This window comes from Streptomyces sp. cmx-18-6 (assembly GCF_046548915.1).
Lineage (GTDB): Bacteria > Actinomycetota > Actinomycetes > Streptomycetales > Streptomycetaceae > Streptomyces.
The window spans coordinates 399117-422208 of sequence record NZ_JAEBEP010000005.1 but is presented as its reverse complement, the minus strand read 5'-3'; the positions used below and the strand labels follow the sequence as shown (position 1 = coordinate 422208).

17 protein-coding genes and 1 pseudogene are annotated in these 23092 nt (G+C 73.2%); 7 read left to right on the top strand and 11 right to left on the bottom strand.

What is annotated here, in order from left to right:
- The first annotated feature begins 221 nt into the window (after positions 1 to 221).
- Positions 222 to 1052, top strand: a complete 831-nt coding sequence (locus ACLJPL_RS14970) for an aldo/keto reductase (RefSeq protein ID WP_411081312.1) — start codon at positions 222 to 224, stop codon at positions 1050 to 1052.
- Positions 1053 to 1133: 81 nt separating this feature from the next.
- On the opposite strand, the gene alc is transcribed toward ACLJPL_RS14970, so the two are convergent.
- Positions 1134 to 2255 carry an allantoicase gene (alc, locus tag ACLJPL_RS14965; RefSeq protein WP_411081311.1) on the bottom strand — a complete coding sequence of 374 codons (1122 nt, stop codon included), beginning with the start codon at positions 2253 to 2255 and terminating at the stop codon, positions 1134 to 1136.
- Positions 2256 to 2399: 144 nt separating this feature from the next.
- Complete coding sequence (gene allB, locus ACLJPL_RS14960) at positions 2400 to 3743, bottom strand: allantoinase AllB (protein ID WP_411081310.1); 1344 nt, start codon at positions 3741 to 3743, stop codon at positions 2400 to 2402.
- Positions 3744 to 4117: 374 nt separating this feature from the next.
- Here allB and ACLJPL_RS14955 point away from each other — a divergent pair, with 374 nt between their 5' ends.
- Entirely contained in the window at positions 4118 to 4918 is an 801-nt protein-coding gene (locus ACLJPL_RS14955) for an IclR family transcriptional regulator (protein WP_411081309.1), read from the top strand.
- A 19-nt stretch (positions 4919 to 4937) separates the two neighbouring features.
- Here the strand turns inward: ACLJPL_RS14955 and ACLJPL_RS14950 are convergent, their stop codons facing one another.
- Positions 4938 to 5618: an ABC transporter ATP-binding protein gene (locus ACLJPL_RS14950; RefSeq protein ID WP_411081308.1), complete on the bottom strand. Its 681-nt coding sequence runs from the start codon at positions 5616 to 5618 to the stop codon at positions 4938 to 4940.
- Complete coding sequence (locus ACLJPL_RS14945) at positions 5615 to 6832, bottom strand: ABC transporter permease (protein WP_411081307.1); 1218 nt, start codon at positions 6830 to 6832, stop codon at positions 5615 to 5617. Before ACLJPL_RS14945 ends, ACLJPL_RS14950 begins: the two co-directional genes overlap by 4 nt.
- A 110-nt stretch (positions 6833 to 6942) precedes the next feature.
- Here ACLJPL_RS14945 and ACLJPL_RS14940 point away from each other — a divergent pair, with 110 nt between their 5' ends.
- Positions 6943 to 8148: a sensor histidine kinase gene (locus ACLJPL_RS14940; protein ID WP_411081306.1), complete on the top strand. Its 1206-nt coding sequence runs from the start codon at positions 6943 to 6945 to the stop codon at positions 8146 to 8148.
- Positions 8145 to 8789 carry a response regulator gene (locus ACLJPL_RS14935; RefSeq protein ID WP_411081305.1) on the top strand — a complete coding sequence of 215 codons (645 nt, stop codon included), beginning with the start codon at positions 8145 to 8147 and terminating at the stop codon, positions 8787 to 8789. The genes ACLJPL_RS14940 and ACLJPL_RS14935 overlap by 4 nt, the downstream gene beginning before the upstream one ends.
- A 65-nt stretch (positions 8790 to 8854) precedes the next feature.
- Here the strand turns inward: ACLJPL_RS14935 and ACLJPL_RS14930 are convergent, their stop codons facing one another.
- Entirely contained in the window at positions 8855 to 9169 is a 315-nt protein-coding gene (locus ACLJPL_RS14930) for a DUF5955 family protein (protein ID WP_411081304.1), read from the bottom strand.
- 190 nt (positions 9170 to 9359) lie between these two features.
- Here ACLJPL_RS14930 and ACLJPL_RS14925 point away from each other — a divergent pair, with 190 nt between their 5' ends.
- Positions 9360 to 9965 (top strand): NTP transferase domain-containing protein, encoded by a 606-nt coding sequence (locus ACLJPL_RS14925; protein WP_411081303.1) that lies wholly within the window; start codon positions 9360 to 9362, stop codon positions 9963 to 9965.
- Positions 9966 to 10225: 260 nt separating this feature from the next.
- Positions 10226 to 11845 (top strand): malate synthase A, encoded by a 1620-nt coding sequence (gene aceB, locus ACLJPL_RS14920; protein ID WP_411081302.1) that lies wholly within the window; start codon positions 10226 to 10228, stop codon positions 11843 to 11845.
- 72 nt (positions 11846 to 11917) lie between these two features.
- Here aceB and ACLJPL_RS14915 read toward each other — a convergent pair whose 3' ends face one another.
- The 3 genes and pseudogenes from ACLJPL_RS14915 to ACLJPL_RS14905 all read right to left on the bottom strand — a co-directional run bounded on the left by ACLJPL_RS14915 (position 11918) and on the right by ACLJPL_RS14905 (position 18202).
- The gene (locus tag ACLJPL_RS14915) at positions 11918 to 15457 is read right to left on the bottom strand and encodes a DEAD/DEAH box helicase (RefSeq protein WP_411081301.1); all 3540 of its coding nucleotides are present in this window, start codon (positions 15455 to 15457) and stop codon (positions 11918 to 11920) included.
- 113 nt (positions 15458 to 15570) lie between these two features.
- Positions 15571 to 17110, bottom strand: a pseudogene (locus ACLJPL_RS14910) (YfcC family protein).
- A 96-nt stretch (positions 17111 to 17206) separates the two neighbouring features.
- Positions 17207 to 18202 carry a fibronectin type III domain-containing protein gene (locus tag ACLJPL_RS14905; protein ID WP_411081300.1) on the bottom strand — a complete coding sequence of 332 codons (996 nt, stop codon included), beginning with the start codon at positions 18200 to 18202 and terminating at the stop codon, positions 17207 to 17209.
- Between the two features lie 183 nt (positions 18203 to 18385).
- On the opposite strand from ACLJPL_RS14905, the gene ACLJPL_RS14900 reads away from it, so the two are divergent.
- Positions 18386 to 19003 (top strand): TIGR03086 family metal-binding protein, encoded by a 618-nt coding sequence (locus ACLJPL_RS14900; RefSeq protein ID WP_411081299.1) that lies wholly within the window; start codon positions 18386 to 18388, stop codon positions 19001 to 19003.
- Between the two features lie 75 nt (positions 19004 to 19078).
- On the opposite strand, the gene ACLJPL_RS14895 is transcribed toward ACLJPL_RS14900, so the two are convergent.
- The 3 genes from ACLJPL_RS14895 to ACLJPL_RS14885 form a co-directional block, all read right to left on the bottom strand.
- Positions 19079 to 19762, bottom strand: a complete 684-nt coding sequence (locus ACLJPL_RS14895) for an alpha/beta fold hydrolase (RefSeq protein ID WP_411081298.1) — start codon at positions 19760 to 19762, stop codon at positions 19079 to 19081.
- A 144-nt stretch (positions 19763 to 19906) separates the two neighbouring features.
- Positions 19907 to 21364, bottom strand: coding sequence for a nucleobase:cation symporter-2 family protein (locus ACLJPL_RS14890; RefSeq protein ID WP_411081297.1), 1458 nt, complete (start codon positions 21362 to 21364; stop codon positions 19907 to 19909).
- Positions 21365 to 21698: 334 nt separating this feature from the next.
- Positions 21699 to 23087, bottom strand: coding sequence for an 8-oxoguanine deaminase (locus tag ACLJPL_RS14885; protein ID WP_411081296.1), 1389 nt, complete (start codon positions 23085 to 23087; stop codon positions 21699 to 21701).
- Positions 23088 to 23092 lie beyond the last annotated feature (5 nt).

The window sequence follows — 23092 nt, the reverse complement described above, 5'->3', positions numbered from 1 at the left end:
ACCGGTGTCCCGACCGGTGTCCCGACCGGGTGTACCGATCTGTGTCCCGACCGGTGTCCCGATCTGTGTCCCGACCGGTACGCCGTCCGCGGGCCTCGCTCCTGCCTTGACCGGCCCCCCTCGGACACGCGTCCGTCGAGCTGCCCCGTCCCGGTCACCCGCCTACGCTGGCCGGGACGGGGCAGGACGTGATGGGGGCTACCGGAAGGACAGCACGGACCATGGCCGACACACCGGTTCACACGCTCAACGACGGGACCACCCTGCCGGCGGTGGGCCTCGGCACCTACCCGCTGGACGACGCCGAGGCGGAAGAGGCGGTCGCGGGAGCCCTGGAGCTCGGATACCGGCTCGTCGACACCGCCCTCAACTACGGCAACGAGACCGGCACCGGCCGCGGCATCGCCCGCAGCGGCGTCCCGCGCGAGGAGATCCGCCTCACCACGAAGGCGCCGGGCCGGCATCAGGGGTACGAGGAGACGCTCGCCTCGTTCGAGGAGTCGCGGGCCCGGCTGGGCGTCGAGTACGTCGACCTCTACCTGATCCACTGGCCGCTCCCCCGCGTCGACAAGTACGTCGACACCTGGAAGGCGATGATCCGGCTCCGCGAGGACGGACTCGTCCGCTCCATCGGCGTCTCCAACTTCACCGCCGCCCACCTGGAGCGGCTGGAGCGCGAGACGGGCGTACTGCCCTCGGTGAACCAGATCGAGATGCATCCGCTGCTCCCCCAGGAGGAGTTGCGGGCGGTGCACACGGCGAAGGGCATCGTCACCGAGGCGTGGAGCCCGCTGGCCCGGGGGCGTGAGGTGCTGGAGGACCCTTCGACGGTCGCCATCGCCGAGGATCACGGGGTGACGCCCGGGCAGGTGGTGCTGCGGTGGCACACCCAGGTCGGCGCGGTGCCGATCCCGAAGTCGGCGGATCCGGGGCGGCAGCGGGAGAACCTGGACCTGTTCGGGTTCGAGCTGACGGCGCAGGAGCTGACCACGCTCGCGTCGGGACGGCAGCGGCGGTTCGGCGGCGACCCGGACACGCACGAGGAGTTCTGAGGGGCGGTGAGAGGGGGGCGGTGAGAAGGCGGTGCGCCGCCGCGATCCCCCCGCGACCGCGGTGGCGCACCGGCCCCGGTGTCAGCCGCCCAGCTCCCGGTGGCGGGCCGCCAGGCCCGTCGCGCCCTCGTCCGTGAGGGACCCGTACAGCCGGAGCCGTGAGATGCCGCCGTCCGGGAAGATGTCCACCCGTACGTGGGTGGCGCGCACCGGTCCGGCCAGGACGAAGCGGTGGTTGGTGTCGGGCTGGAGCCGGGTCCGGGGCAGGACCTCCGACCAGTCGCCGTCCTCGCCGTCGCGTACCGAAAGGCTCGCCCAGCCCGCCGAGTTGCCCTTGAGGTAGGCGGTGTCGATCTCGACGGCCCGGATCTCGGACTGCGCGGCCAGCCGGTAGCGGATCCAGTCGTTGCCCCGGTCGCGCCGGCGGCGGGTCTCCCAGCCGTCGTCCATCTTGCGGGAGCGGCCGGGCTGGATGGTGTTCGTGGCCGGGGAGTAGAAGCGGTCGGAGGCGTCCTCGACCTGGCCGCCGTTCTCCAGGGCCGCGAGGTCGAACGTACCGAGCGCGGTGAGCCAGACGGGGTCCGGCGCGACCTCCCCATACACGCGCAGCCGGGCGATCCCGCCGTCCGGGTGCTGGTTGATCCGCAGGTGGGTGAAGCGCTGCTCGGCGTCGACGGCGAAGCCGTTGGCCGCGTGGCCGCCGACCGCCGTGCGCGGGACGAGCGTCGTCCACTTCACGTCGGGGGCGAGCAGCTCATCGGGCGACGGGGAGCCGGGCAGCGAGACCGCGTCGACGGAGACGGCCTGCGGGTAGTTGCCCCGGAAGTGGGCGGTGTCCAGGACGATGCCCCGGATGACGCCGGGCGCGCCGAGGCGGACGAGGGCCCAGTCGTGGTCGTCGGGGGTGGGGTGCGGCTCGGCGGCGCTGACACCGCGTCGGCGGCGGGTCTCCCAGCCGTCCATGATCTTGCCCTTGTGGCCGAAGTGCTCCGGGTCGAAGACGGCGGGTCCGGGCTTGAGCAGGTTCTCGCGCTCGGCGAAGAACTCGTCGTTGGCGGCGATGACCCCGGCCCCGAGCCGGCGGTCGGCCAGGTCCACGAGGTGAGTGAAGGGGAAGTCGGCGGTGCGGTGGTCGGCGTAGGGGTCGCCGCCCGCGTAGGGGCTGGCGTCGCCGGTGAAACGGGGTATCGCGGCGTCCGTCATGGTCGGCGGTCCTTTCGGGGACGGTCAGGGGTCGCGTACGAGGGGACGGTGGACGGCCGGTGGCGCGGTCGGTGATTCCGTACGAGAGCACGGCCGGCGAGCACGGTCGGTGATCCCGTACGAGAACACGACCGGCGGACACGGTCAGTGGTCGCGTTCGAGGAGGCGGCCGGCGGGCTCGGCCAGGACGCCTTCGGAGGCGATGCGGACCCCGCGCAGCCAACTGGAGCGCACCACGCCGTGCAGGGTCCTTCCGGCGTAGGCGGTGACCTGGTTGCGGTGGAAGAGCTCGGCCGGGTCGACGGTGAAGGTCGCCTCGGGGGCCAGGACCGCGAAGTCGGCGTCGTGTCCGGCCTCGATGGCGCCCTTGCGGCTCAGCCCGGCGAGCTCGGCCGGGGCGGCGGACATCCAGCGGGCGACGTCGTCGAGGGAGTGGCCGCGCCTGCGGGCCTCGGTCCAGATGGCGGGCAGGCCGAGCTGGAGGGAGGAGATCCCGCCCCAGGCGGAGGCGAAGTCCGGGGTCTTCAGGTCGGTGGTGCAGGGCGAGTGGTCGGAGACGATGCAGTCGATCGTGCCGTCCGCGAGCCCGGCCCACAGGGCGTCCTGGTTGGCGGCCTCGCGGATCGGCGGGCAGCACTTGAACTCCGTGGCCCCGTCCGGGACTTCCTCGGCGGTGAGGGTGAGGAAGTGCGGGCAGGACTCGACGGTGACGCGCACGCCCTCGCGCTTCGCGGCGGCGATCAGCGGCAGGGCGTCGCTGGAGGAGAGGTGCAGCACGTGGACCCGGGCGTTCAACCGCTTGGCGTGGGCGATGAGCCCCTCGATCGCGGTGTTCTCGGCGTCGCGCGGCCGGGAGGCGAGGAAGTCGGCGTAAGCGGGGCCGGGTCGCTGCGGGGCCTCGGCCAGGTGGTGCGGGTCCTCGGCGTGCACGATGAGCAGGCCGCCGAATCCGGCGATCTCCGCCATGGAGCGGGCCAGTTGCTCCTGGTCCAGCTCGGGGAACTCCTCCACCCCGGAGGGCGAGAGGAAGCACTTGAAGCCGAAGACCCCGGCCTCGTACAGCGGGCGCAGGTCCTTGACGTTGGAGGGGATCGCACCGCCCCAGAAGCCCGTGTCGACGTGCGCCTTGGGGGCCGCGACCTGCTGCTTGATCCGCAGGTGCTCGACGGTGGTGGTGGGCGGGAGCGAGTTGAGCGGCATGTCCAGCAACGTGGTGATGCCGCCGGCCGCCGCCGCGCGGGTGGCGGTGTAGAAGCCCTCCCACTCGGTGCGGCCGGGGTCGTTCACATGGACGTGGGTGTCGACCAGGCCCGGGAGCAGGACGTCGTCGCCGAAGTCCTCCAGGCGGGCGCCCGCGGGCGCCTCGGTGTCGTACGGCAGGACCGCGTCGATGACCCCGCCCGCGACGGCGACCGCCGCGGGGCGGGTGCCCTCGGGGGTGACGACGCGCGTCGAGCGCAGTACCAGGTTCACGTCCGGACCGGACACCCGTGCCTCCTTCGATCCAGTTCACTCCGGGAATTCGATACTCCAGGAATTCAACGAACTGTTGAAACTTTTGAACGGAGTCTTCACTCGGGAAACGCCCTCGTCAAGACCCCGCCCTCCGCCACGGGGAGTCGGCGGGCCGGCTCCACCGTCCGACTGGAGGTTTCCACAAAGTAAAAGTCCAATTTCGGAGTGCGGAACGTAGCATGGGCCAGGACAGGAACCACGCGAGACCGCGCCACACCCCGTACCGCCGGTCGGCACCCGGACAAAACCGCCCCTGACCGGCACGGACGCCTCCTGGGAACTGTGGGCCGATCGGGCGGCGCCCGGTAGGCTGCTGCCTTGCCTTCCGCTTCGAAAGGACCGTTGACGTGCCGCCGTCCCACGCCAGCACAGCCGACTCCAAGCCCACCGGTGCCAGCGGTGGGGTGCAGTCACTCGAGCGCGCCTTCGACCTGCTGGAGCGGATGGCCGACGCCGGGGGCGAGGTCGGGCTCAGCGAGCTGTCCGCGAGCAGCGGCCTGCCCCTGCCGACCATCCACCGGCTGATGCGCACGCTGGTCGTCTGCGGTTACGTACGCCAGCAGCCCAACCGGCGTTACGCGCTGGGCCCCCGCCTGATCCGCCTCGGCGAGTCCGCCTCCCGGCTGCTGGGCACCTGGGCCCGCCCCTACCTCCAGCGGCTGGTGGAGGAGACCGGGGAGACGGCGAACATGGCGCTGCTGGACGGCGACGAGATCGTGTACGTCGCCCAGGTGCCGTCCAAGCACTCCATGCGGATGTTCACCGAGGTCGGCCGGCGGGTCCTCCCGCACTCCACCGGCGTGGGCAAGGCGCTCCTCGCCGACACCCCGGCCGACGAGGTCCGCGCGCTGCTCGCCCGTACCGGCATGCCCGCCGCGACCGAGAAGACGATCACCACCCCGGAGGGCTTCCTCGACGCCCTGGAGCAGGTGCGCCGGACGGGATACGCGGTGGACGACAACGAGCAGGAGATCGGGGTCCGCTGCCTGGCGGTCTCCGTGCCGAACTCCCCCACCTCCGCCGCGATCTCCATCTCGGGCCCGGCGGGCCGGGTGACGGAGACGGCGACCGAGCGGATCGTGCCGATCCTCCAGCAGATCGCCAAGGAGCTCTCGGACGCGCTGGCGAGCAACGGGACGGGGAGCTGACCCGAGCGTCTTCGGCAGCTCAGATCTCCACCGGTACGGTCAGCCGCCCGTCGTCCATCGTCACCGTGCGGTCCATCCGGCCCAGGTGCGCCCGGTCGTGCGTGACCAGCACCGTGGCGGTGGCGCGCTCCCGGGTCAGGGTGACCAGCAGGTCCAGCACGGCCGCGCCGCGCTCGTGGTCGAGGGCGCTGGTCGGCTCGTCGACGAGCAGCACCTCGGGCTCGTTCATCAGGGCCCGGGCGATGTTGATCCGCTGGCGCTGACCGCCCGACAGCTGGTGCGGCCGCCGGTCCGCCCTGTCGGCCAGGCCCACCGCGTCCAGCAGCCCCAGCGCCCGGCGGCGGGCTCCCCCGGCGCGCCCGCCCGTCAGGTGGGCCATCACCTGGAGCTGCTCGGCGGCCGTGAGCGAGGGCAGCAGGTTCGGCTGCTGGAACACGATGCCTATGTGCTCCCTGCGCAGGGCCGCCCGCGCCGCCGGAGTGAGCGGGCCCGTCCTCGTACCGGCGACGACGACCTCGCCGGAGTCCGGGGTGACCAGGGTCGCGGCGGCGGCGAGCAGGCTGGACTTGCCGGATCCGGAGGGCCCGACGACGGCGGTGAGCGTGCCCGCCGGGACGTCCAGCGAGACCCGGTCCAGGGCGGTGAGCCGCCCGTCGCCGTCCGGGTAGGTGAGGGTCACATCGGCGAGGGTGAGCGTCATCGGGCACTCCCGAGTGCGGTGAGGGGGTCGACGGCGGTGATCCGCCGGATGGACAGGGCGGCCCCGAGCGCGCCGAGGGCGATCATGACGGCCGCCGGAACCAGGACGGTCGCCGCGTCCAGCACGAACGGCACCGGCCCCCCGCTGATCAGGAACCCGGCCCCGGCGGCGAGCGCGGTCCCCAGCCCCGTACCGAGGACGAGCATCACCACGGCCTGTCCGAGAGCGTCGCGCAGGAGGTACGGGGTCGACGCGCCGAGCGCCTTCAGTACGGCGATGTCGCCGCTGCGCTGGATGGTCCAGACGGTGAAGAAAGCGCCGATGACCAGGGCGGAGATGGCGAAGAGGAAGCCGCGCATCAGTTGCAGCGAGCCGTTCTCGGCCTGGTAGGAGCCGATCGCGGTGAGGGAGTCGTCGAGGGAGAGCGTGCGGGTGCCGGCCGCCTCGTCCCCGGCCGCCAGGTCGACGGAGCCGGTGGTGGTCAGGGCGATCACGGTGGCCTGTTCGCCGGGGCCCGCGCCGTCGTGGCCGATGTGCTGCCAGTCGTCGAGGGTGGTCCAGACGACGGGCGTGTGGCTGTACGAGGCGTCTCCCGCGACGGCGGCGACCTCGCGCTCCGACCGGCCGAGCGCGATCTTGTCGCCGGGGGCGACCCCGAGCTCCTCGGCCGCCTTCTCGGAGAGCACGACGCGCCCCGGGCCGATGCCGTCCAGCCCTTCCGGCCCTCCCGCCCCTTCTGACCCTCGCGGCCCTCCTGCCCCTTCTGACCCCCGCGGCCCTTCCGACCCGTCCGGACTGTCCGGCCCTCCCGGCCCTTCCGGCCCTTCCGGCCCTTCCGGCCCTTCCGGCGCGAGGGTCCCGTCCGGTTCGACGCCGAAGGCCGACACCGGGACCGTGCGTTCACCGGCGGCGGTGGCGTTCAGGGTCCTGATGCCCAGCGGCTGCGCGGCCTCGACGCCGGGGCGGTCGGCCCAGGCCCGCCAGTCGTCCTCGCGGACGGTCGAGTTGGTGAACGACACCGCCTGGCCGCCCGGCGGGGCGGCGAAGGCGAGGTGGTCGGCGTCCAGGCCGGTGACGGCCGAGACGTTCTCCCGGGCCAGGCCGGCCGTCAGGCCGGACAACAGGCCCACGAGCAGCGTGATCAGGACCACGACCGACCCCATGAGCGCGAACCGGCCCTTGGCGAACCGGAGGTCTCTCCATGCGACGAACATGGGTCCATCGTCGGTGGTCCGGGGTGCGGAGACATCGCGCGGGGGGCGGTCGACGGATCAACCTTTCGATTGACCGGCGGCGCGGGAGCCGCCGCTACGCTGGACGAACCATGGATTCGCGTTCGCACACCCACGTCACCGCTGCCCTGCGGCTCTGCCTGCACGCGCTGCTGACGGGCCTGCTGGCCCTGGTGGCGGTGCGCGCGGCCGGCGGGGGCGCGCCCCGCGCGGGGGCGGTGGTGGCGCTGGCACTGGTGACGGTGGCGGTGTACGCGGCGGGGGCGCTCACCCCTTCGGTGCGGCCAGGGACCAGGTCCGCGACGGTCTGGCTGGGCGGTCTCTGGGCCCTCTGGCTCGCGCTGCTCGCCCTCTCCCCCGACGCCCTGTGGGTGGCCTTCCCGCTCTACTTCCTCCAGCTGCACCTGCTGCCGATCCGCTGGGGCGTGCCCGCCGTCGTCGTCACCGCGGCGGCCGCGATCACCGGTTTCGTGGCGCACCGGCAGGAGATCGCCCCGGGCGCTTTCATCGGCCCGCTGCTGGGGGCGGCGGTCGCCATCGCCACGGTGCTCGGCTACGACGCGTTGTTCCGGGAGAGCGAGCGGCGGCGGGAGCTGATCGAGGAGCTGGTCGCCACCCGGGCGGAGCTGGCCGAGGCGGAACGTACGGCGGGCACCCTCGCCGAGCGCGAACGCCTGGCCCGCGAGATCCACGACACGCTCGCCCAGGGCCTGTCCAGCATCCAGCTGCTGCTGCGCGCCGCCGAGCGCACGCTCCCCGACGAGGCTCCGGCCGCCGCTCACGTACGCGCCGCCCGGGAGGCCGCGCAGGCCAATCTGGCCGAGGCCCGCTCGTTCGTGCGCGCGCTGAGCCCGCCGGATCTGGAGCACGGTTCGCTGGCGGCGGCGCTGGAGCGGCTGTGCGCCCGGACGACCGGGCCGGACCTCACCGTACGGTTCGCGGTCAGCGGTACGCCGGTGGAGCTGCCGACGCCGTACGAGGTGGCTCTCCTGCGGACCGCCCAGTCGGCGCTGGCCAACACGGTGCGGCACGCGGGGGCGGGCCGGGCGGAGATCACCCTGAGCTTCATGGACACCTCGGTGGCGCTGGACGTCGTGGACGACGGCCGGGGCTTCGACCTCTCGGCGGCTCCGGCGGACGAGCGCGGGGACGGCGGTTTCGGGCTGCCCGCGATGCGCTCCCGGGCGACCACGCTGGGCGGCACGCTGAGCGTGGAGTCCGCACCGGGGCAGGGCACGGCGCTGGCGGTCACGCTGCCGGTGGCGGCCCCGGCCCACGACGGGGAGCGCGCCGCATGAGCGGGGGGAGGGCCATCCGGCTGCTGCTCGCCGACGACCACCCCGTCGTACGGGCAGGGCTGCGCGCGCTCCTGGACACCGAGCCGGACTTCCGGGTCGCGGGCGAGGCGGCCACCGCCGAGGAGGCCGTGGCGCTGGCGGCGGCGGGCGGCTTCGACGTCGTGCTGATGGACCTCCAGTTCGGCCCGGGGCCGGGCATGCACGGCTCCGAGGCCACGGCGGCGATCACCGCCGTGCCGGGCGGCCCCCGCGTCCTGATCCTCACGACGTACGACTCCGACGCGGACATCCTGGCGGCGGTCGAGGCGGGCGCGAGCGGCTATCTGCTGAAGGACGCTCCGCCGCAGGAACTGACGGGGGCGGTGCGCACGGCGGCGGCGGGCCGCTCGGCGCTGGCCCCTTCGGTGGCGCACCGGCTGATGGACCGGATGCGCACGCCCGCCGAGGCGCTGACGCGGCGGGAGCTGGAGGTGCTGCGACTGGTCGGGGAGGGGCTGTCGAACCTCCGGATCAGCAAGGAGCTGTTCCTGAGCCAGGCCACGGTCAAGTCCCACCTGGTGCACATCTACGCGAAGCTGGGCGTGGACTCCCGCACGGCGGCGGTCGCGGCGGCGACGGCCCGCAGACTGATCCGCCGCTGAGCCCACGCCTGGCGCCACCGGGCCCACCGCGCCGTTGAGCCCACCCCCTGCTCGGAGGCCCGGGCTCACCCGCGCGGCGGCTCCCCGAAGAGGTCCACCGCGTTGCGTACGTCGCGCAGGGCTGCCGCGAGGGCGCTGACCGAGCCGATGGAGCCCGCGATCAGCAGCAGGGAGCGGCGCAGCCGGGGAATCTCCGGGACCCCGCCGACCGCCATGGCATCGAGTGCCGCGAGCTCCTCCTCGGCGATCGGTCGGTCGGAGAATTCGGCGGGGAGCCCGGCCAGTTCGCGGCGGAGCCGGGAGACGGCTATGCGCAGCTCCGCCACTCTCGGGTCCTCACCGCTGCCGGTGACCCGCTTCTGCCCTACGCTTCGCAACACAGCACTCCCCCTCGCACGTCCTTGTGCCGGTATGACCCCCGAGCCCCGGGCTGTGGCCAAGTACCCGGGCTCGCCCGCAAGTTAACGCCATGACAGGCAGTGCGCGCCACTCCACAGACAGAAATCAGGGTTACCCCTGAGAGTGACATGCGTGTCGCGTGTGCGAACGGCTCGGTGGTATCCAGAGCCCATGGCTTCTCATGCGAAGAATCCCAAGGTGGCGGGGGTGCTGCTGGCCGCCGGCGGCGGCCGGCGGCTCGGCGGCCGCCCCAAGGCCCTCCTCGGACACCGCGGCAGTCCGCTGGTCGAGCACGCCCTGCGGGCGCTGCGCAACGGCGGCTGCGGCCCGCTCCACGTGGTGCTGGGCGCGGCGGCCGACGAGGTGCGCTCCCGCGCCGACCTCACGGGGTGCGCGGTGACCGTCAACCCGCACTGGGAGGAGGGCATGGGCTCCTCGCTGCGGCTGGGCCTGGCCGCCCTGACGGGTACGGACGCGGACGCGGCGCTCGTCCTGCTGGTGGACCAGCCGGGCATCGGCGCGGAGGCGGTGGCGCGGGTGCGCCTGGCGTACCGGTCGCGGACGAGCCTGGTGGCCGCGGCGTACGACGGGGAGCGCGGCCATCCGGTGCTGTTCGGGGCGGACCGGTGGGCGGACGTCGCGGCGGGGGCGGTGGGCGACCAGGGGGCCCGGACGTATCTGCGGGAGCATCGCGAGGCGATCACGCTCGTGGAGTGTTCGGATGTGGCACAGGCGTACGACATCGACACCGCGCAGGATCTGCGGCACCTGGAGTGACCTCGGCCCGCCCCCGTCGAACCCTCCGTGGCCGCCCTGGCACGCTGCGCCGCCGGGGGCCCGTTTCTGTCGACCCGGAGAATCTCGACATCAACAAACCATTGAACTTCCACCATGAGGAAACTACTATCCACTGGTCAGAAGCCCTCTGAACCTCAGACGGCGCCCACGGCCGTATCTCGGAGCCCATGGCACGCCGTGCCGTCTCAGGCGACCCGGCGGCCGTGAGACGCCGCCGCCCGCTGAAGGAGTGACAGCTCATGTCCGCACCAGCGCCGTCCACGCTGGCCATCGTCGATGCCGAGCCCCTGCCCCGGCAGGAAGAGGTCCTGACCGACGCGGCCCTCGCGTTCGTGGCCGAGCTGCACCGGCAGTTCACGCCGCGCCGCAATGAGCTGCTCGCCCGGCGCGCCGAGCGCCGCGCCGAGATCGCCCGCACCTCCACGCTGGACTTCCTGCCCGAGACGGCGGCGGTCCGCGCGGACGACTCCTGGAAGGTCGCGCCGGCCCCGGCCGCTCTGAACGACCGCCGGGTGGAGATCACGGGTCCGACCGACCGCAAGATGACGATCAACGCCCTGAACTCGGGCGCCCGCATCTGGCTCGCCGACTTCGAGGACGCCTCCGCTCCCACCTGGGAGAACGTGATCCTCGGCCAGCTCAACCTGACCGACGCCTATGAGCGCCGCATCGACTTCACCGACCCGAAGTCGGGCAAGTCGTACGCGCTGAAGCCCGCCGACGAGCTCGCCACCGTCGTCACCCGCCCGCGCGGCTGGCACCTGGACGAGCGCCACCTCCAGCTGGACGGCGCCCCGGTGCCCGGCGCGCTGGTCGACTTCGGCCTCTACTTCTTCCACAACGCCCAGCGCCTGATCGACCTCGGCAAGGGCCCGTACTTCTACCTGCCGAAGACGGAGTCGCACCTGGAGGCCCGCCTCTGGAACGACATCTTCGTCTTCGCCCAGGACTACGTCGGCATCCCGCGGGGCACGGTCCGCGCGACGGTCCTGATCGAGACGATCACCGCCGCGTACGAGATGGAGGAGATCCTCTACGAGCTGCGCGACCACGCCTCCGGGCTGAACGCCGGCCGCTGGGACTACCTGTTCTCCATCGTCAAGAACTTCCGTGACGGCGGAGCCAAGTTCGTCCTGCCGGACCGCAACGCGGTGACGATGACCGCCCCGTTCATGCGGGCGTACACCGAACTCCTGGTCCGCACCTGCCACAAGCGCGGCGCGCACGCGATCGGCGGCATGGCGGCCTTCATCCCCTCGCGCCGCGACGCCGAGGTCAACAAGGTGGCCTTCGAGAAGGTCAAGGCCGACAAGGACCGCGAGGCGAACGACGGCTTCGACGGCTCCTGGGTCGCCCACCCCGACCTGGTCCCGATCGCCCTGGCCTCCTTCGACGCGGTCCTCGGCGAGAAGCCCAACCAGAAGGACCGGCTGCGCGAGGACGTCTCGGTGGCGGCGGGCGACCTGATCGCCATCGACACGCTCGACGCCAAGCCCACGTACGACGGTCTGCGCAACGCCGTCGCGGTCGGCATCCGCTACATCGAGGCATGGCTCCGCGGCATGGGCGCGGTCGCCATCTTCAACCTGATGGAGGACGCGGCCACCGCGGAGATCTCCCGCTCGCAGATCTGGCAGTGGATCAACGCGGACGTGGTCTTCGAGAACGGCGAGCACGCCACCGCGGACCTGGCCCGCAAGGTCGCCGCCGAGGAACTGGCCGCGATCCGCGCGGAGGTCGGCGAGGAGACCTTCACCGCCGGCAAGTGGCAGCAGGCCCACGACCTGCTGCTCCAGGTCTCCCTGGACCAGGACTACGCGGACTTCCTGACCCTCCCGGCGTACGAGCAACTGCGCTGAAGCCTGCGAAGGAAGCCCCGTCCCCGGTACCGCACAGCACCGGGGGCGGGGCCTTCGCCTTCCCTGCGGCCCCTACCGGCAGCGGCACCCCTCGGGGAGGGTCGCCGGGGCGAGGTCGCGCATCGCCGTCTGCTGGGACTCCGTCAGGCACGGCAGCCGACCGGCCATGACGTCGAAGTACGGGAGACCGCGCCAGGCGTCGTGGTCGCCCACGACGAACAGCCGCCGCCGCGCCCGGCTCACCGCCACGTTCAGCAGGTTGGGCGTGGAGGCCGCCCAGGAACGGGGGCCCGGCCGGTCGCCGCCCGCGCCGAGGACGAGCAGCACGACGTCGGACTCCTTGCCCTGGGTGGTGTGCACGGTGCCCACCCGGTCCCGGGGCACCACCGAGCAGAGGTGCCGGCGCAGTCCGCTCACCACGTCCCGGAAGGGGCTGATGACGAAGAGTTCGCGCGCCGGGTCCAGGCCCTGGTCGACCAGCCGGTGCACGATGACGTTCGCGCGGTCCCCCTCGTCCGGGGACCACTTGCCCTGAGACGCCCGCCCGCCGCTGACCGGCCACCACACGCTGCGCCGTGCCACCGCGTAGTCGTCGGCGCGGTGGACGCCGTGCACCATCAGCCCATCGTAGGCGATGTCGTTGCTGATCGTGAACATGGGGTCGTCGCACCGCCGGTGCACCCGCAGCGGCGATCCCACCCAGACCCGGTCCTCCTGCGCGCCCTGCGGCGCGGGGAGCCAGGTGCCGTACGTGTTGAGGCGGTCGGCGACACGCTGGGCGGAGGTGCGGGACGGCTCCCACTCCTCGGCGACGCCGAACGTACGGCGCAGCGCCTGCTGGCCCGTGTGCGGGAGGGGCACCACCGGCTCCAGCTGGAGCGGGTCGCCCACGATGACGCCTCGGCGCGCCCGCCACAGCGCGCCCACCGGCATCTGCGCGGTCGCCTGCCCGGCCTCGTCGATCAGCATCCAGCCCAGGGAGCGCGGGCCGAGGCCCGTGAACATCCGGTCCAGCGAGGCGAAGGTGGTGGAGACCACGGGCAGGGCGAGGAAGAGGTTCTGCCAGGCCGCCCGCACCACCTCGGGCTTCAGGGTGCGGGGGGCCTCGCCGCACAGGACGTCCATCGCGGCGTCCAGGTTCTTGCGCATCCGGTCGGCCGCGCCCTCGATGAACGCCCGGTGCAGGTCCATCGCGGCCAGGAAGAGCCGGGTGCGGGCCCGGGTGAGCTCCGGGTCGGACCAGGGCGAGGAGAGCTCGCGCGCCTCCTCCGGCGTACGCCCGTCGAGGTCCTCGTTCCCGGGGAGGTGCGGGCCCCAGCGTTCGCGGGCCTCGCGCAGCCGGTCCTGGAGGAGGGCGTGGGCGCTCTCCGCCGTGGTCAGCGCGCGCCGGGCCTCGCCCAGGAGGCGGCGGCGCTCGCCCTCGGCCCGGTCGAGGGCGGCGGCTTCGCGCGCCGACTCCTCGTACGCGGCGCGGGCGCTCCGCTCCTCCTCGGCCAGCAGCCGGTCCTCCGCCTGCCAGTCGCGCTGGGCCGCGCCGAAGGTGAACAGGACGGCGATCAGGCCGGGGCGGTGGAGCCGGTGCTCCGCCCGGCGGGCCGCGGGGCCGGCCAGGGCGTGCTGGGCCCGGTCCCGGGCCGCACGCGCCTCGCGCGCGGGTTCCGCGAGCGCCGCCAGGTCCTCCCGGGCGGCGTCGGCCGTCCGCCGGGCGGCGGTGACCGCAGCCTGCGAACCGCCGAGGTCCCGCAGCGCCTCGAACGCGTCCTGCCGCTCCTGCCGCAGGGTGAGCACCGTCTGCCGGGCCTCGCGGAACCGGGCCACGGACCGCCGCCAGGCCGCCTGGCCGCCGGGGCGCTGCGCGGCCGTCCGGAGCAGTTCGCGCATGCCCTCGCCGCGTTCGGCCCGCTCCTCGCGCGGCGGGCCGAACCAGTACCGGCTGCGGAAGTCCGAGCGGTTGCCCTTGTTGCCGAGCTTCGCCGCGATCGTCCCCCACGCGGGTACGCCGTCCAGGATCAGGCTCCCCTGCTCCGGGAAGAAGGCGGCCTCCTCGCGCCATTCCTCCGCCACGGACGCGAGGGCGGGGATCTCGGCGGAGATGTTCTCGACCGCACCGTTGTTGGCGGACGCGACGACCATCTCGTAACCCGTCAGTTCGGGTATCAGCGGGGCCACGGAACGCTGGTACGTGCCGGTGTTCCAGCGGTGCGGCGGGCTGGTGAACCCGTCCTCGGGCCGCGCGAGCCGGGACAGGGCCTCGGCCCGCATGACCAGGACGGCGGCGATGAGGTCGCGCAGCTGGGTGGTCTTGCCCGTGCCGGGCGGGCCGTTGACCGCGTACAGGCCGTCCGCGTCCGCGAGCTGCTCCACGATCCGGTCGACGGCGAACTGCTGGCTCAGCACCAGGGGGTGTTCCGTCTTCTCGGGCCACCGGCCGAGCGGCAGACACGCCGGCTGTACGCCGTCCAGCACGGTGTCCGGGTTCTCCTTGAGGTCGATCCTGGTGCGGCCGCGCAGCGCGGTGGACGCCGTCAGGTAGTCGCGCAGGGCCGCACCCGGGTCCTGGGAGCCGAGCCGGCGGGCGACCAGGGAGAGATCGGCCGCGATGAAGCTGTTCAGGAAGTCCGAACCGCCCGACCGGCCCGCCCTGCGCCGCGCCACCGTACGGGTCTGCACGCGGATCGTCTCGGGGCGCAGGTCGTCGGCGACGCCGAAGTGCTCCGCCACCCAGCGGGTGACGGCCGACAGGTCGCGGACGGTCAGGGGCTTCTCCCCCAGCCGCGGCGGAGCCTCGCCGTCCGCCGCGTCGGCGTCCGGCCTGCTTCCACCCGCCGCGTCGCCGTCCGCCGCGCTTCCACCCGCCGCGCCTCCGCCCGCCTCCGTGTCCGACGCGCCATCGTCGGCGTCCGCGTTCCCGGGTCCGGCCGAGCGCCCTCCCGTACCCGCCGCCCGGCGCTCCGACACCGCGTCGGCCGCGCCGGACAGGGCCCCGGCCGCCAGGTCCCCGAGGACCGGCCCGAGCGCGGCGTTCAGCGCACCGCCCACCGCGCCCACGGTGATCTCGCACAGCATCCCCGCGAACGGCCGCGACCGCCCTCCGCCCGCCACCGCGTCCGCGATGGGCAGCCTGCCGTCCCCGACGCCGAGGACCACCCGCTCGCACTCCGCGGCGGCCTCCTCGAACCCGTCGAGCCAGCCCTCGGCACCCGGTCCCGGCTTGCGGGCGCGCCCCACGGCCCAGCCGCACGCGGAGAAGACCAGGGAGTCCTGGACGAGCAGCCCGTCGTCGGTGACCTCGAAGGCGAGGAGGGCGCTGTCGCCGTTCACCCGCCCGTCGTGGTCCTCCTCGCTGCCGCCGAAGACGTCGAGGAGGGCGTCGCGTACGGAGGCGACCGGGTACACGCCGCAGTACACGGTGTGCTGCCGGACCATGTTCCGGCCGGGGCTCCGCCGCCGGGCGGAATGGCCGTCCTCCCAGGGCAGCGGGGCGTCGGCCTCGACCGGGTGCATGCCCTTCGGCTGCGAGACCGGCTCCACCTTCTGCGGGCTGAACATCTCGACGGCCCGCCAGTACCGCACGATGTCCGCCCTGCGCCGCCGCTCGGCACTCGCCGCCATCCGGCCCGCCCTCCTCGTTCCGGTTCGCCAGGAACAGCCACCCTAGCCAGCCGGCGCGCCCTGTGCGGAGGGGGCCTCCGTGCGGCCCGGGGACCGGGCCCGTGCCCGCCCTTTCACGTCCATACCGCCCCCAGCGCCACGAACCCGCAGATCAGGGCGGCCAGGATCGCCAGCAGGGGCCAGACGAACCGGAGGTACTTGTCGTAACCGACCTTCGCCAGGGCCACCCCGCCGATCGTGACCGCCGTCGTCGGGACCCACAGGTTCATCCAGCCGCTCGCCGCCTGCCACGACGTGACGACCACCGCGCGCGGGACGCCCGCGAAGTCGGCGAGGGGGGGCCAGGATCGGCATGGCGAGGGTGGCGTGGCCGGAGGTGGAGGGGATGAGGAAGGCCAGCGGCAGGTTGACGAGGAAGACGATGACGGCGAAGAGCGCCGACGACGTGCCCGAGACCACGCCCTCGATGGAGTGCAGCACGGTGTCCGTGATCTGCGAGTTGTTCATGATGACGGTGACGCCGCGCGCGAGGACGATGACCAGCGCGGGCGAGATGAAGTCGGCCGCGCCCTGGATGACCGTGGAGCTGAGCCGCTGCTCGCCGAACCGGGCGACGACGCCCACGAGCACCGCCGCGACCAGGAAGAGCGCGGCCAGCTGCGGGAAGGACCAGCCGAGCTCGAAGCCGTACGGGGTGGCGTCGGCGTCGCCCGTGAGGGCGCTGGACCAGGGCACCACCGAGAAGATCATGAAGGTGAAGACCAGGGCGACCAGGACCAGGACGACCTGGTGGAGGCCGGTCAGCTCCGGGGGCTCCCCCGCGTCCGCCGCACGGTGCTCGCGGTCGCCGGGCAGGAAGCCGGAGAGCGAGCGACCGGGGTCCTCGCGTACGCGGTTGGCGTACCGGACGACGTAGGCGATCGTCACCGCCGTCAGCACCACCCACATGATCGCGCGCAGCACGATGCCGTCGCCGAGCGAGATGTCGGCGGCGGACGAGGCCACTCCGGTGGCGAAGGGGTTGACCGTGGAGCAGAGCACGCCGATGCCCGCGCCGAGGATGATCGTGCCGGTGGCCGCCATCCGGTCGTAGCCGAGGGCCAGCATCAGCGGGACGATCAGGCCGTAGAAGCCGAGCGTCTCCTCCGCGAAGCCCTCGACCGTACCGAGCAGCGCGAAGACCAGCATCACCCCGGCGATGAGCAGCGCGCCCCGGTCGCGCAGGCGGTGGGCCAGGCGGCCGATGCCCCGGTCCAGGGCTCCGGTGGCGAACACCACCGTGATGAACGCGCCGATGGCCAGCACGAAGAGGAACACGCCGGCGCTGCCGTACAGCTCGCCGGCCAGCTCCGGGCCGACCTCCCCCGTCCGTGCGTCCTGGACGCCGTAGAGGCCGTTGACCGGGGAGAGGAAGAGGTCGTTCAGCCGGTCGACGAAGGTCTGGTCCGAGTCGACGCGGTGGTAGGTGCCCTGGACCGGGGCCCCGTCCTCGGTGCGGTCGTAGGCGCCGGGCGGGACGAGGAAGGCCAGGGCCCAGACGGCGAGGGTGACGGCCGCGAGGATGGTGAGGGCGCTGGGGAAGGTGAACTTCTTCCCTGCCGGGGGCTCCGCCTCCGCGTCGGCCCGTGTGCTCAGGTCGTCTCCCGGATCCATGGTGCAGCCCCTTCGGTCCCTCCGGCCCGTTCCGGGACCAATGGATCACAGGGGCCGAGGGGCCGCACGCCTGGGAGGCGGATGGGCCAGGAGGCGTCAGTCCGCCAGGACGATCGTGGGCTGGGCCGAGAAGTCGCCCCACTTGCCGTCCGGGAGCTTGGCCCTGAGCTTCACCGAGTAGCGGGTGCCGGGCGGGTCGGCGAGGTTCAGCCGGTAGGTGGCGCGGCCCTTCGGAGGCGTACCGCCCCAGACGATGGTGGTGGTCAGCTTGCCGTTCAGATAGAGCTGATAGGCGGGGATCACGCCGCCCGTGTCGGGCTGGTCCCAGGAGAGGTCGACGGTGAACTCGGCCCCCTCCTTGCCGACCTCCGTGCGCAGCCCGGTGGGGGCGGTGCTCGCGGGGGCGCCGGGGGCGGACGCGGTGGTGAGGTCGAGCGCGTTGCTGTCGGGCGAGGACTTGTCGGAGGCGTCCCGGGCCCGGACAGTGAAGGTGTAGACGGTCCCGGGGCGCAGCCCGGTGAGCTTCGCCGTGGTCTCGGCGGCCGGGACGCTGTGGATCCGGGAGTCCTCCTGGTAGATGTCGTACGAGGTCACGCCGACGTCGTCCTTGGACGCGCCCCAGGCGAGGGTGGCCGAGCGGGCCCCGTCTGCCGTGCCCGTCAGCTTCTTCGGGGCGGTGGGCGGCTCGTCGTCCTTGGGCGGGGTGGCCCGGGTGGTGACGGGGACGGCCTTGCTGGGCTCGGAGAGGTTCCCGGCGGCGTCCTTGGCCCGGACGGAGAACGTGTAGTCCGTGGAGGCGGTCAGCCCGTCGACGTCGATCATGCTCTTGGTCGCCGGAACGCTCTTGACCTTGTCCTTCCCCCGGTAGACCTCGTAGCCGGCGACCGTCTCGTTGTCGGAGGCGACCTCCCACATGACGTGCACCGAGGTGGAGCTGCTGGCCTGTGCGGTCACTCCGGCGGGGACGCTGGGGGGCTGCGTGTCGGCTTCGGCGGTGCCGCCGCAGGCGGTGAGGAGGGGGGCGAGGAGCAGGGCGGCGGTGCAGGCCAACGCGGCAGACATGTGGGGGCGTTGCACGGTGGTGCCTTCCATCCGGACAGCAATGGTCCAGACCTGTATGACATGGCGTGGGGGTTGCCGACAAGGGGACGGAAAGGAACCTTCCGCTATGTGGTGGTGTGCGCCGCGCACCCGCACACGGTCCGGCGGGCCCGCTCCGACCCGGTTCCCTGCCGTGCTCCGATGAGTTCCCGGCCGTGGAAGGGTCTGCCCTGTATGAACTCCGACAGCACGCACACCCCCGCCCTCGACCTGGAGCCGGCCGCCCGGCGGATCGCGGGCCTGCTCGACGGCGTCGACGACGACCGGCTAGGTCTCCCGACGCCCTGCCCGGACTATGCCGTACGGGAGCTGCTCGCCCATCTGCACGGCCTGGCCGCCGCGTTCCGGGACGCGGCCCGCAAGGACCTCGGGGCCGGCACGGCTCTCTCCCCGGACGCCGCCCTCCCCGCTCTCGACGACGACTGGCGCGAGACGCTGCCCCGGCGGCTGGAGGAGCTGGTGACGGCCTGGCGCTCCCCCTCCGCCTGGACGGGCATGACGCGGGCGGGCGGGGTGGAGCTGCCGGGCGAGGCGGCCGGGGCCGTCGCACTCGACGAACTCGTCGTCCACGGCTGGGACCTGGCCCGCTCCACCGGACAGCCGTACGGGGCCGGGGAGGCCGAACTGCTCGCCTGCGCGGCCCTGCTCGCCCCGGCCGACGACGACCCGGACCGCGGGGGCGTCTTCGGCCCGCCGGTCCCGGTGCCGGAGACCGCCCCGCTCCTGGACCGGGTGATCGGCCTCAGCGGCCGCCGGCCGGACTGGCGGCCGGGGGGTCGAGGGGGGCGGTGAGCGGCGCGGTCGGACGCCGGAACCGTGGCGCGGCATCGCCCACGCCTGACCGCTCGCCCCGGCCCCGAAGGTCCCTCAGCTGGTGAAGAACTCCGTGATGTGCCCCGCCACCTGGTCCGCCCGGGTCTCGTGCATCCGGTGGCCGCCGGGGACCGTGATCAGCCGGCAGTCCGGGATCAGGGAGGCCATGTCGCCCTGGCGGTCCTGCGGCATGCGGCTCTCCGGGCCGCCGGTGATGATCATCGTGGGGGCGACGATCTCGCCGAGGCCCTCCGCCGCGTCCGGGCCGGGGTCGGCGAGCTGGTCGCGTACGGCGGACACCGCGTTCTCGTCGTAGTCCACCGGGCCCTCGGGCCGCCCGGCCGGGCCCGGGTCGCCGGGGAACGGGGCCGGGGTCTCCACCAGCACCAGCCGCTCCACCCGGTCGGAGTGCTCGTGGGCCAGCAGCCGGGCGACGACACCGCCCATGCCGTGGCCGACCAGGCCCACACGGTCGAGCTCCAGCTCGTCGAGGAAGCCGAGGACGTCCTCGGCCATCAGCTCCAGGTCGTACTCGTCGGGCCAGTCGCTCTCGCCGTGGCCGCGCAGGTCCAGGGCGAAGACCCGCCATTCGTGGCCCAGCAGGGCGCCGGCCGCCTCCCAGTCCGCGGCGGAACCGCCGAGGCCGTGCAGCAGCACGACGGGCGAGCCGAACGGATCGCCCCAGGTCCGGTACGCGAGGCGCACATCGCCGACATCCACAACTGACTGATCTTCCATACCCCTGACGCTACAGCCGCCGGGCGGCCGTCCGCTCCGGGGGCGTCGCCCGGCAGACCGGTGCGGCGGACTCCGGGGGTCGCGCCACGGCCGAAGCCCCGTGCCGGGCACGGGGCTTCACCGGGCGGCGGGCAAGCGCGCACGTCAGTGCACGCCCACCCCTGCCGCCGCCGGGACCACGTGTTCGCCGTTCGCCGGCTCCTCGTCCTCCGCGTCCGGCCCGCGGCCGAAGTGGTTGAAGGCGAGGTTCAGCACGATGGCCACCACGCAGCCGGTGGAGATGCCCGAGTCGAGGACGACCAGCAGGCTCTCCGGGAAGGCGTGGTAGAACTGCGGCGCCGCGATGGGGATCAGGCCGATGCCCAGGGCCGCCGCCACGATCAGCGCGTTCTCACCCTTCTCCAGGGCGGCGGTCGCCAGGGTCTGGACGCCGCTGGCCGCGACCGTGCCGAACAGGACGATGCCCGCGCCGCCGAGCACCGGCAGCGGTACGAGGGCGATGACGGAGGCGGCGATGGGCACCAGGCCGAGCACGATGAGGATGCCGCCGCCCGCCGCGACGACGAAGCGGCTGCGGATCTTCGTCATGGCAACCAGGCCGACGTTCTGGGCGAAGGCGCTGCACATGAACCCGTTGAAGATCGGGCTGATGGCGCTGCCCAGGGTGTCGGCGCGCAGGCCGCCCTCGATGATCTTCTCGTCCGCCGGGCGGCCGACGATCTTCCCGAGGGCCAGCATGTCGGCGGTGGACTCGGTCATGCAGACCAGCATCACGATGCACATGGAGACGATGGCGGCGATCTCGAACTGCGGGCCGCCGAAGGCGAACGGGGTGGGGAAGCCGACCACGTCGGCGTTCTTGATCGCGCTGAAGTCGGTGATGCCGGCCGGGATGGCGATCAGCGTGCCGATGACCAGGCCGAGCAGGATCGCGATCTGCTGGAGGAAGCCGCGCAGCAGCTTGCGCAGGGCCAGGACGACCACCAGGGTCACGGCGGCCATGGTGATGTTGGTCATCGAACCGTAGTCGTCGGCGGACGCGTTGCCGCCCTGGGACCAGTTGAAGGCGACCGGCAGCAGCGAGACGCCTATCAGGGTGATGACGGTGCCGGTGACGACCGGCGGGAAGAAGCGGACGAGTTTGCAGAAGTACGGGGCGAGGACGAACCCCAGCAGGCTCGCGACGATGATCGCGCCGAAGATCACGGCGATGCCGTCGTGCCCCCGGTCCTTGCCGATCGCGATCATCGGGGCGACCCCGGCGAACGAGACGCCGTTGACGAAGGGCAGCCGCGCGCCGACCTTCCAGAAGCCGATGGTCTGGAGCAGGGTGGCGATGCCCGCGGTGAAGAGGCTCGCCCCCATCAGGAAAGCGGTCTCCTTGGCGGTGAGGCCGACGGCCGGCCCCACGATGAGCGGCGGGGCCACCACGCCCGCGTACATGGCGGCCACGTGCTGGAGGCCGCTGGTGAACATCTTCAGGGGTGGGAGCGTTTCGTCGACCGGATGTTTCCGGCCGTCCGTTGCTTCTGCGACGGCGTCGTCCGTCGCGTCGGGGGCGGCTGCATCTGCGTCTTTGCGAAACCTGGGCTTAGCGGCCACGGCGGTTCCTCCGGTCGGTTACACGTCGTCGGCGACGTGGGGTTCAGGGAGGTGGTGCGTAAGTGGTGCGGCGGTGCTTGCGGCTCTCTCAGGTGGTGCAGGTCGTGCAGGTGGTGCAGAGGGGGGTACGGGGGGCGCGCACGTTGGGGGCGTGCTGGCAGCGTTCATCACCGGTCCGGCGTACGCGCACCATCGGGTGCGCGTCCGCCGGACCGGCTGCCGCGGACCCCGCTCGGGTCCACGGCGGCCGGTCTCGGGCCGTCCCCCTCGACCGGCCGGTCGGGGATACCGCGGGAGTCGGTGACTGCCCGGCGGTTCGGGGACACCGCCGGGGTCAGGCTCCGGCGGCGATCTGCGCGAGGCGGCGGGCCTCGTCGCGGGTGACGCGGGCGATGGCGTCCTCGTCCACCGTGGTGAGGTGGTCGCCCTCGACGACCGGCTTGCCGTCGACGAGGGAGAGGGTCACCGGGGCGGCCGCGCCGAAGATGAGGGCGGTCACCGGGTCGGCGATCGAGGAGTGGGCCAGGGTGTCCAGCTTCCACAGCACGAGGTCGGCGAGCTTGCCGGCCTCCAGGGAGCCGATCTGGTCGGCGCGGCCCAGCACCTGGGCTCCGCCGAAGGTCCCCAGGCGCAGGGCCTGGCGGGCGTTGAGGGCGGCCTCGCGGTGGGCGCCGAGGCGGTTGATGAGGAGCGCGTTGCGCAGCTCGGTGTGGAGTTCGCCGGACTCGTTGGAGGCGGTGCCGTCCACGCCGAGGCCGACCGGGACTCCGGCGGCGAGCATGTCGGGGACCCGGGCGATGCCGGCGGCGAGGCGGGCGTTGGAGGACGGGCAGTGGGCGACGCCCGTTCCCGTACGGGCGAAGGCGGCGATGTCGGAGTCGTTCATGTGGACGCAGTGCGCCATCCACACGTCGTCGCCGAGCCAGCCGGTCGACTCGAAGTAGTCGGTCGGGCCCATCCCGAACAGCTCCTTGCAGAACTGCTCCTCCTCGACGGTCTCGGAGCCGTGGGTGTGCAGCCGTACGCCCTTGCGGCGGGCCAACTCCGCTCCCTGCCGCATCAGTTCGGTGGAGACCGAGAACGGTGAGCAGGGGGCGACGGCGACCTGGGTCATGGCGTCGAAGGAGGTGTCGTGGTGGGCGTCGATGGTGGCCTCGGTGGCGGCGAGCGCGCCTTCGAGGGTCTCGACGGCGAAGTCCGGGGGCAGGCCGCCGTCCTTCTCGCTGCGGTCCATGGAGCCCCGGGCGAGGGTGAACCTTACGCCCATCTCGCGGGCGGCCCCGATGATCGCGCCGGACAGGTCGCCGGAGCCCTTCGGGAAGACGTAGTGGTGGTCCATGGCGGTGGTGACGCCGCCCCGGGCCATCATGGCGAGCGAGCCCTGCGCGGCGGCGCGGGCCATCGGCTCGTCGATGCGCGCCCAGGTCGGGTAGAGGGCGACCAGCCAGTTGAAGAGGTTGTGGTCGGTGGCCAGGCCCCGGGTGATCCACTGGTAGAAGTGGTGGTGGGTGTTGACCAGGCCGGGCGTCGCGAGGTGTCCGGTGGCGTCGATGCGCCGGACGACCCCGGCGAGGCCCTCCGGCGCCTTGCCGGCGCCCACGGACTCGATGCGGTTGCCCGCCACGACGATGTACCCGGAGGCGTACTCCGTGTCGTGGGCGTCGACAGTGGCGATCGAACAGTTCTCGATGATGATGCGCTGAGGGTCTGCCGAAGCTGCCATGGTGC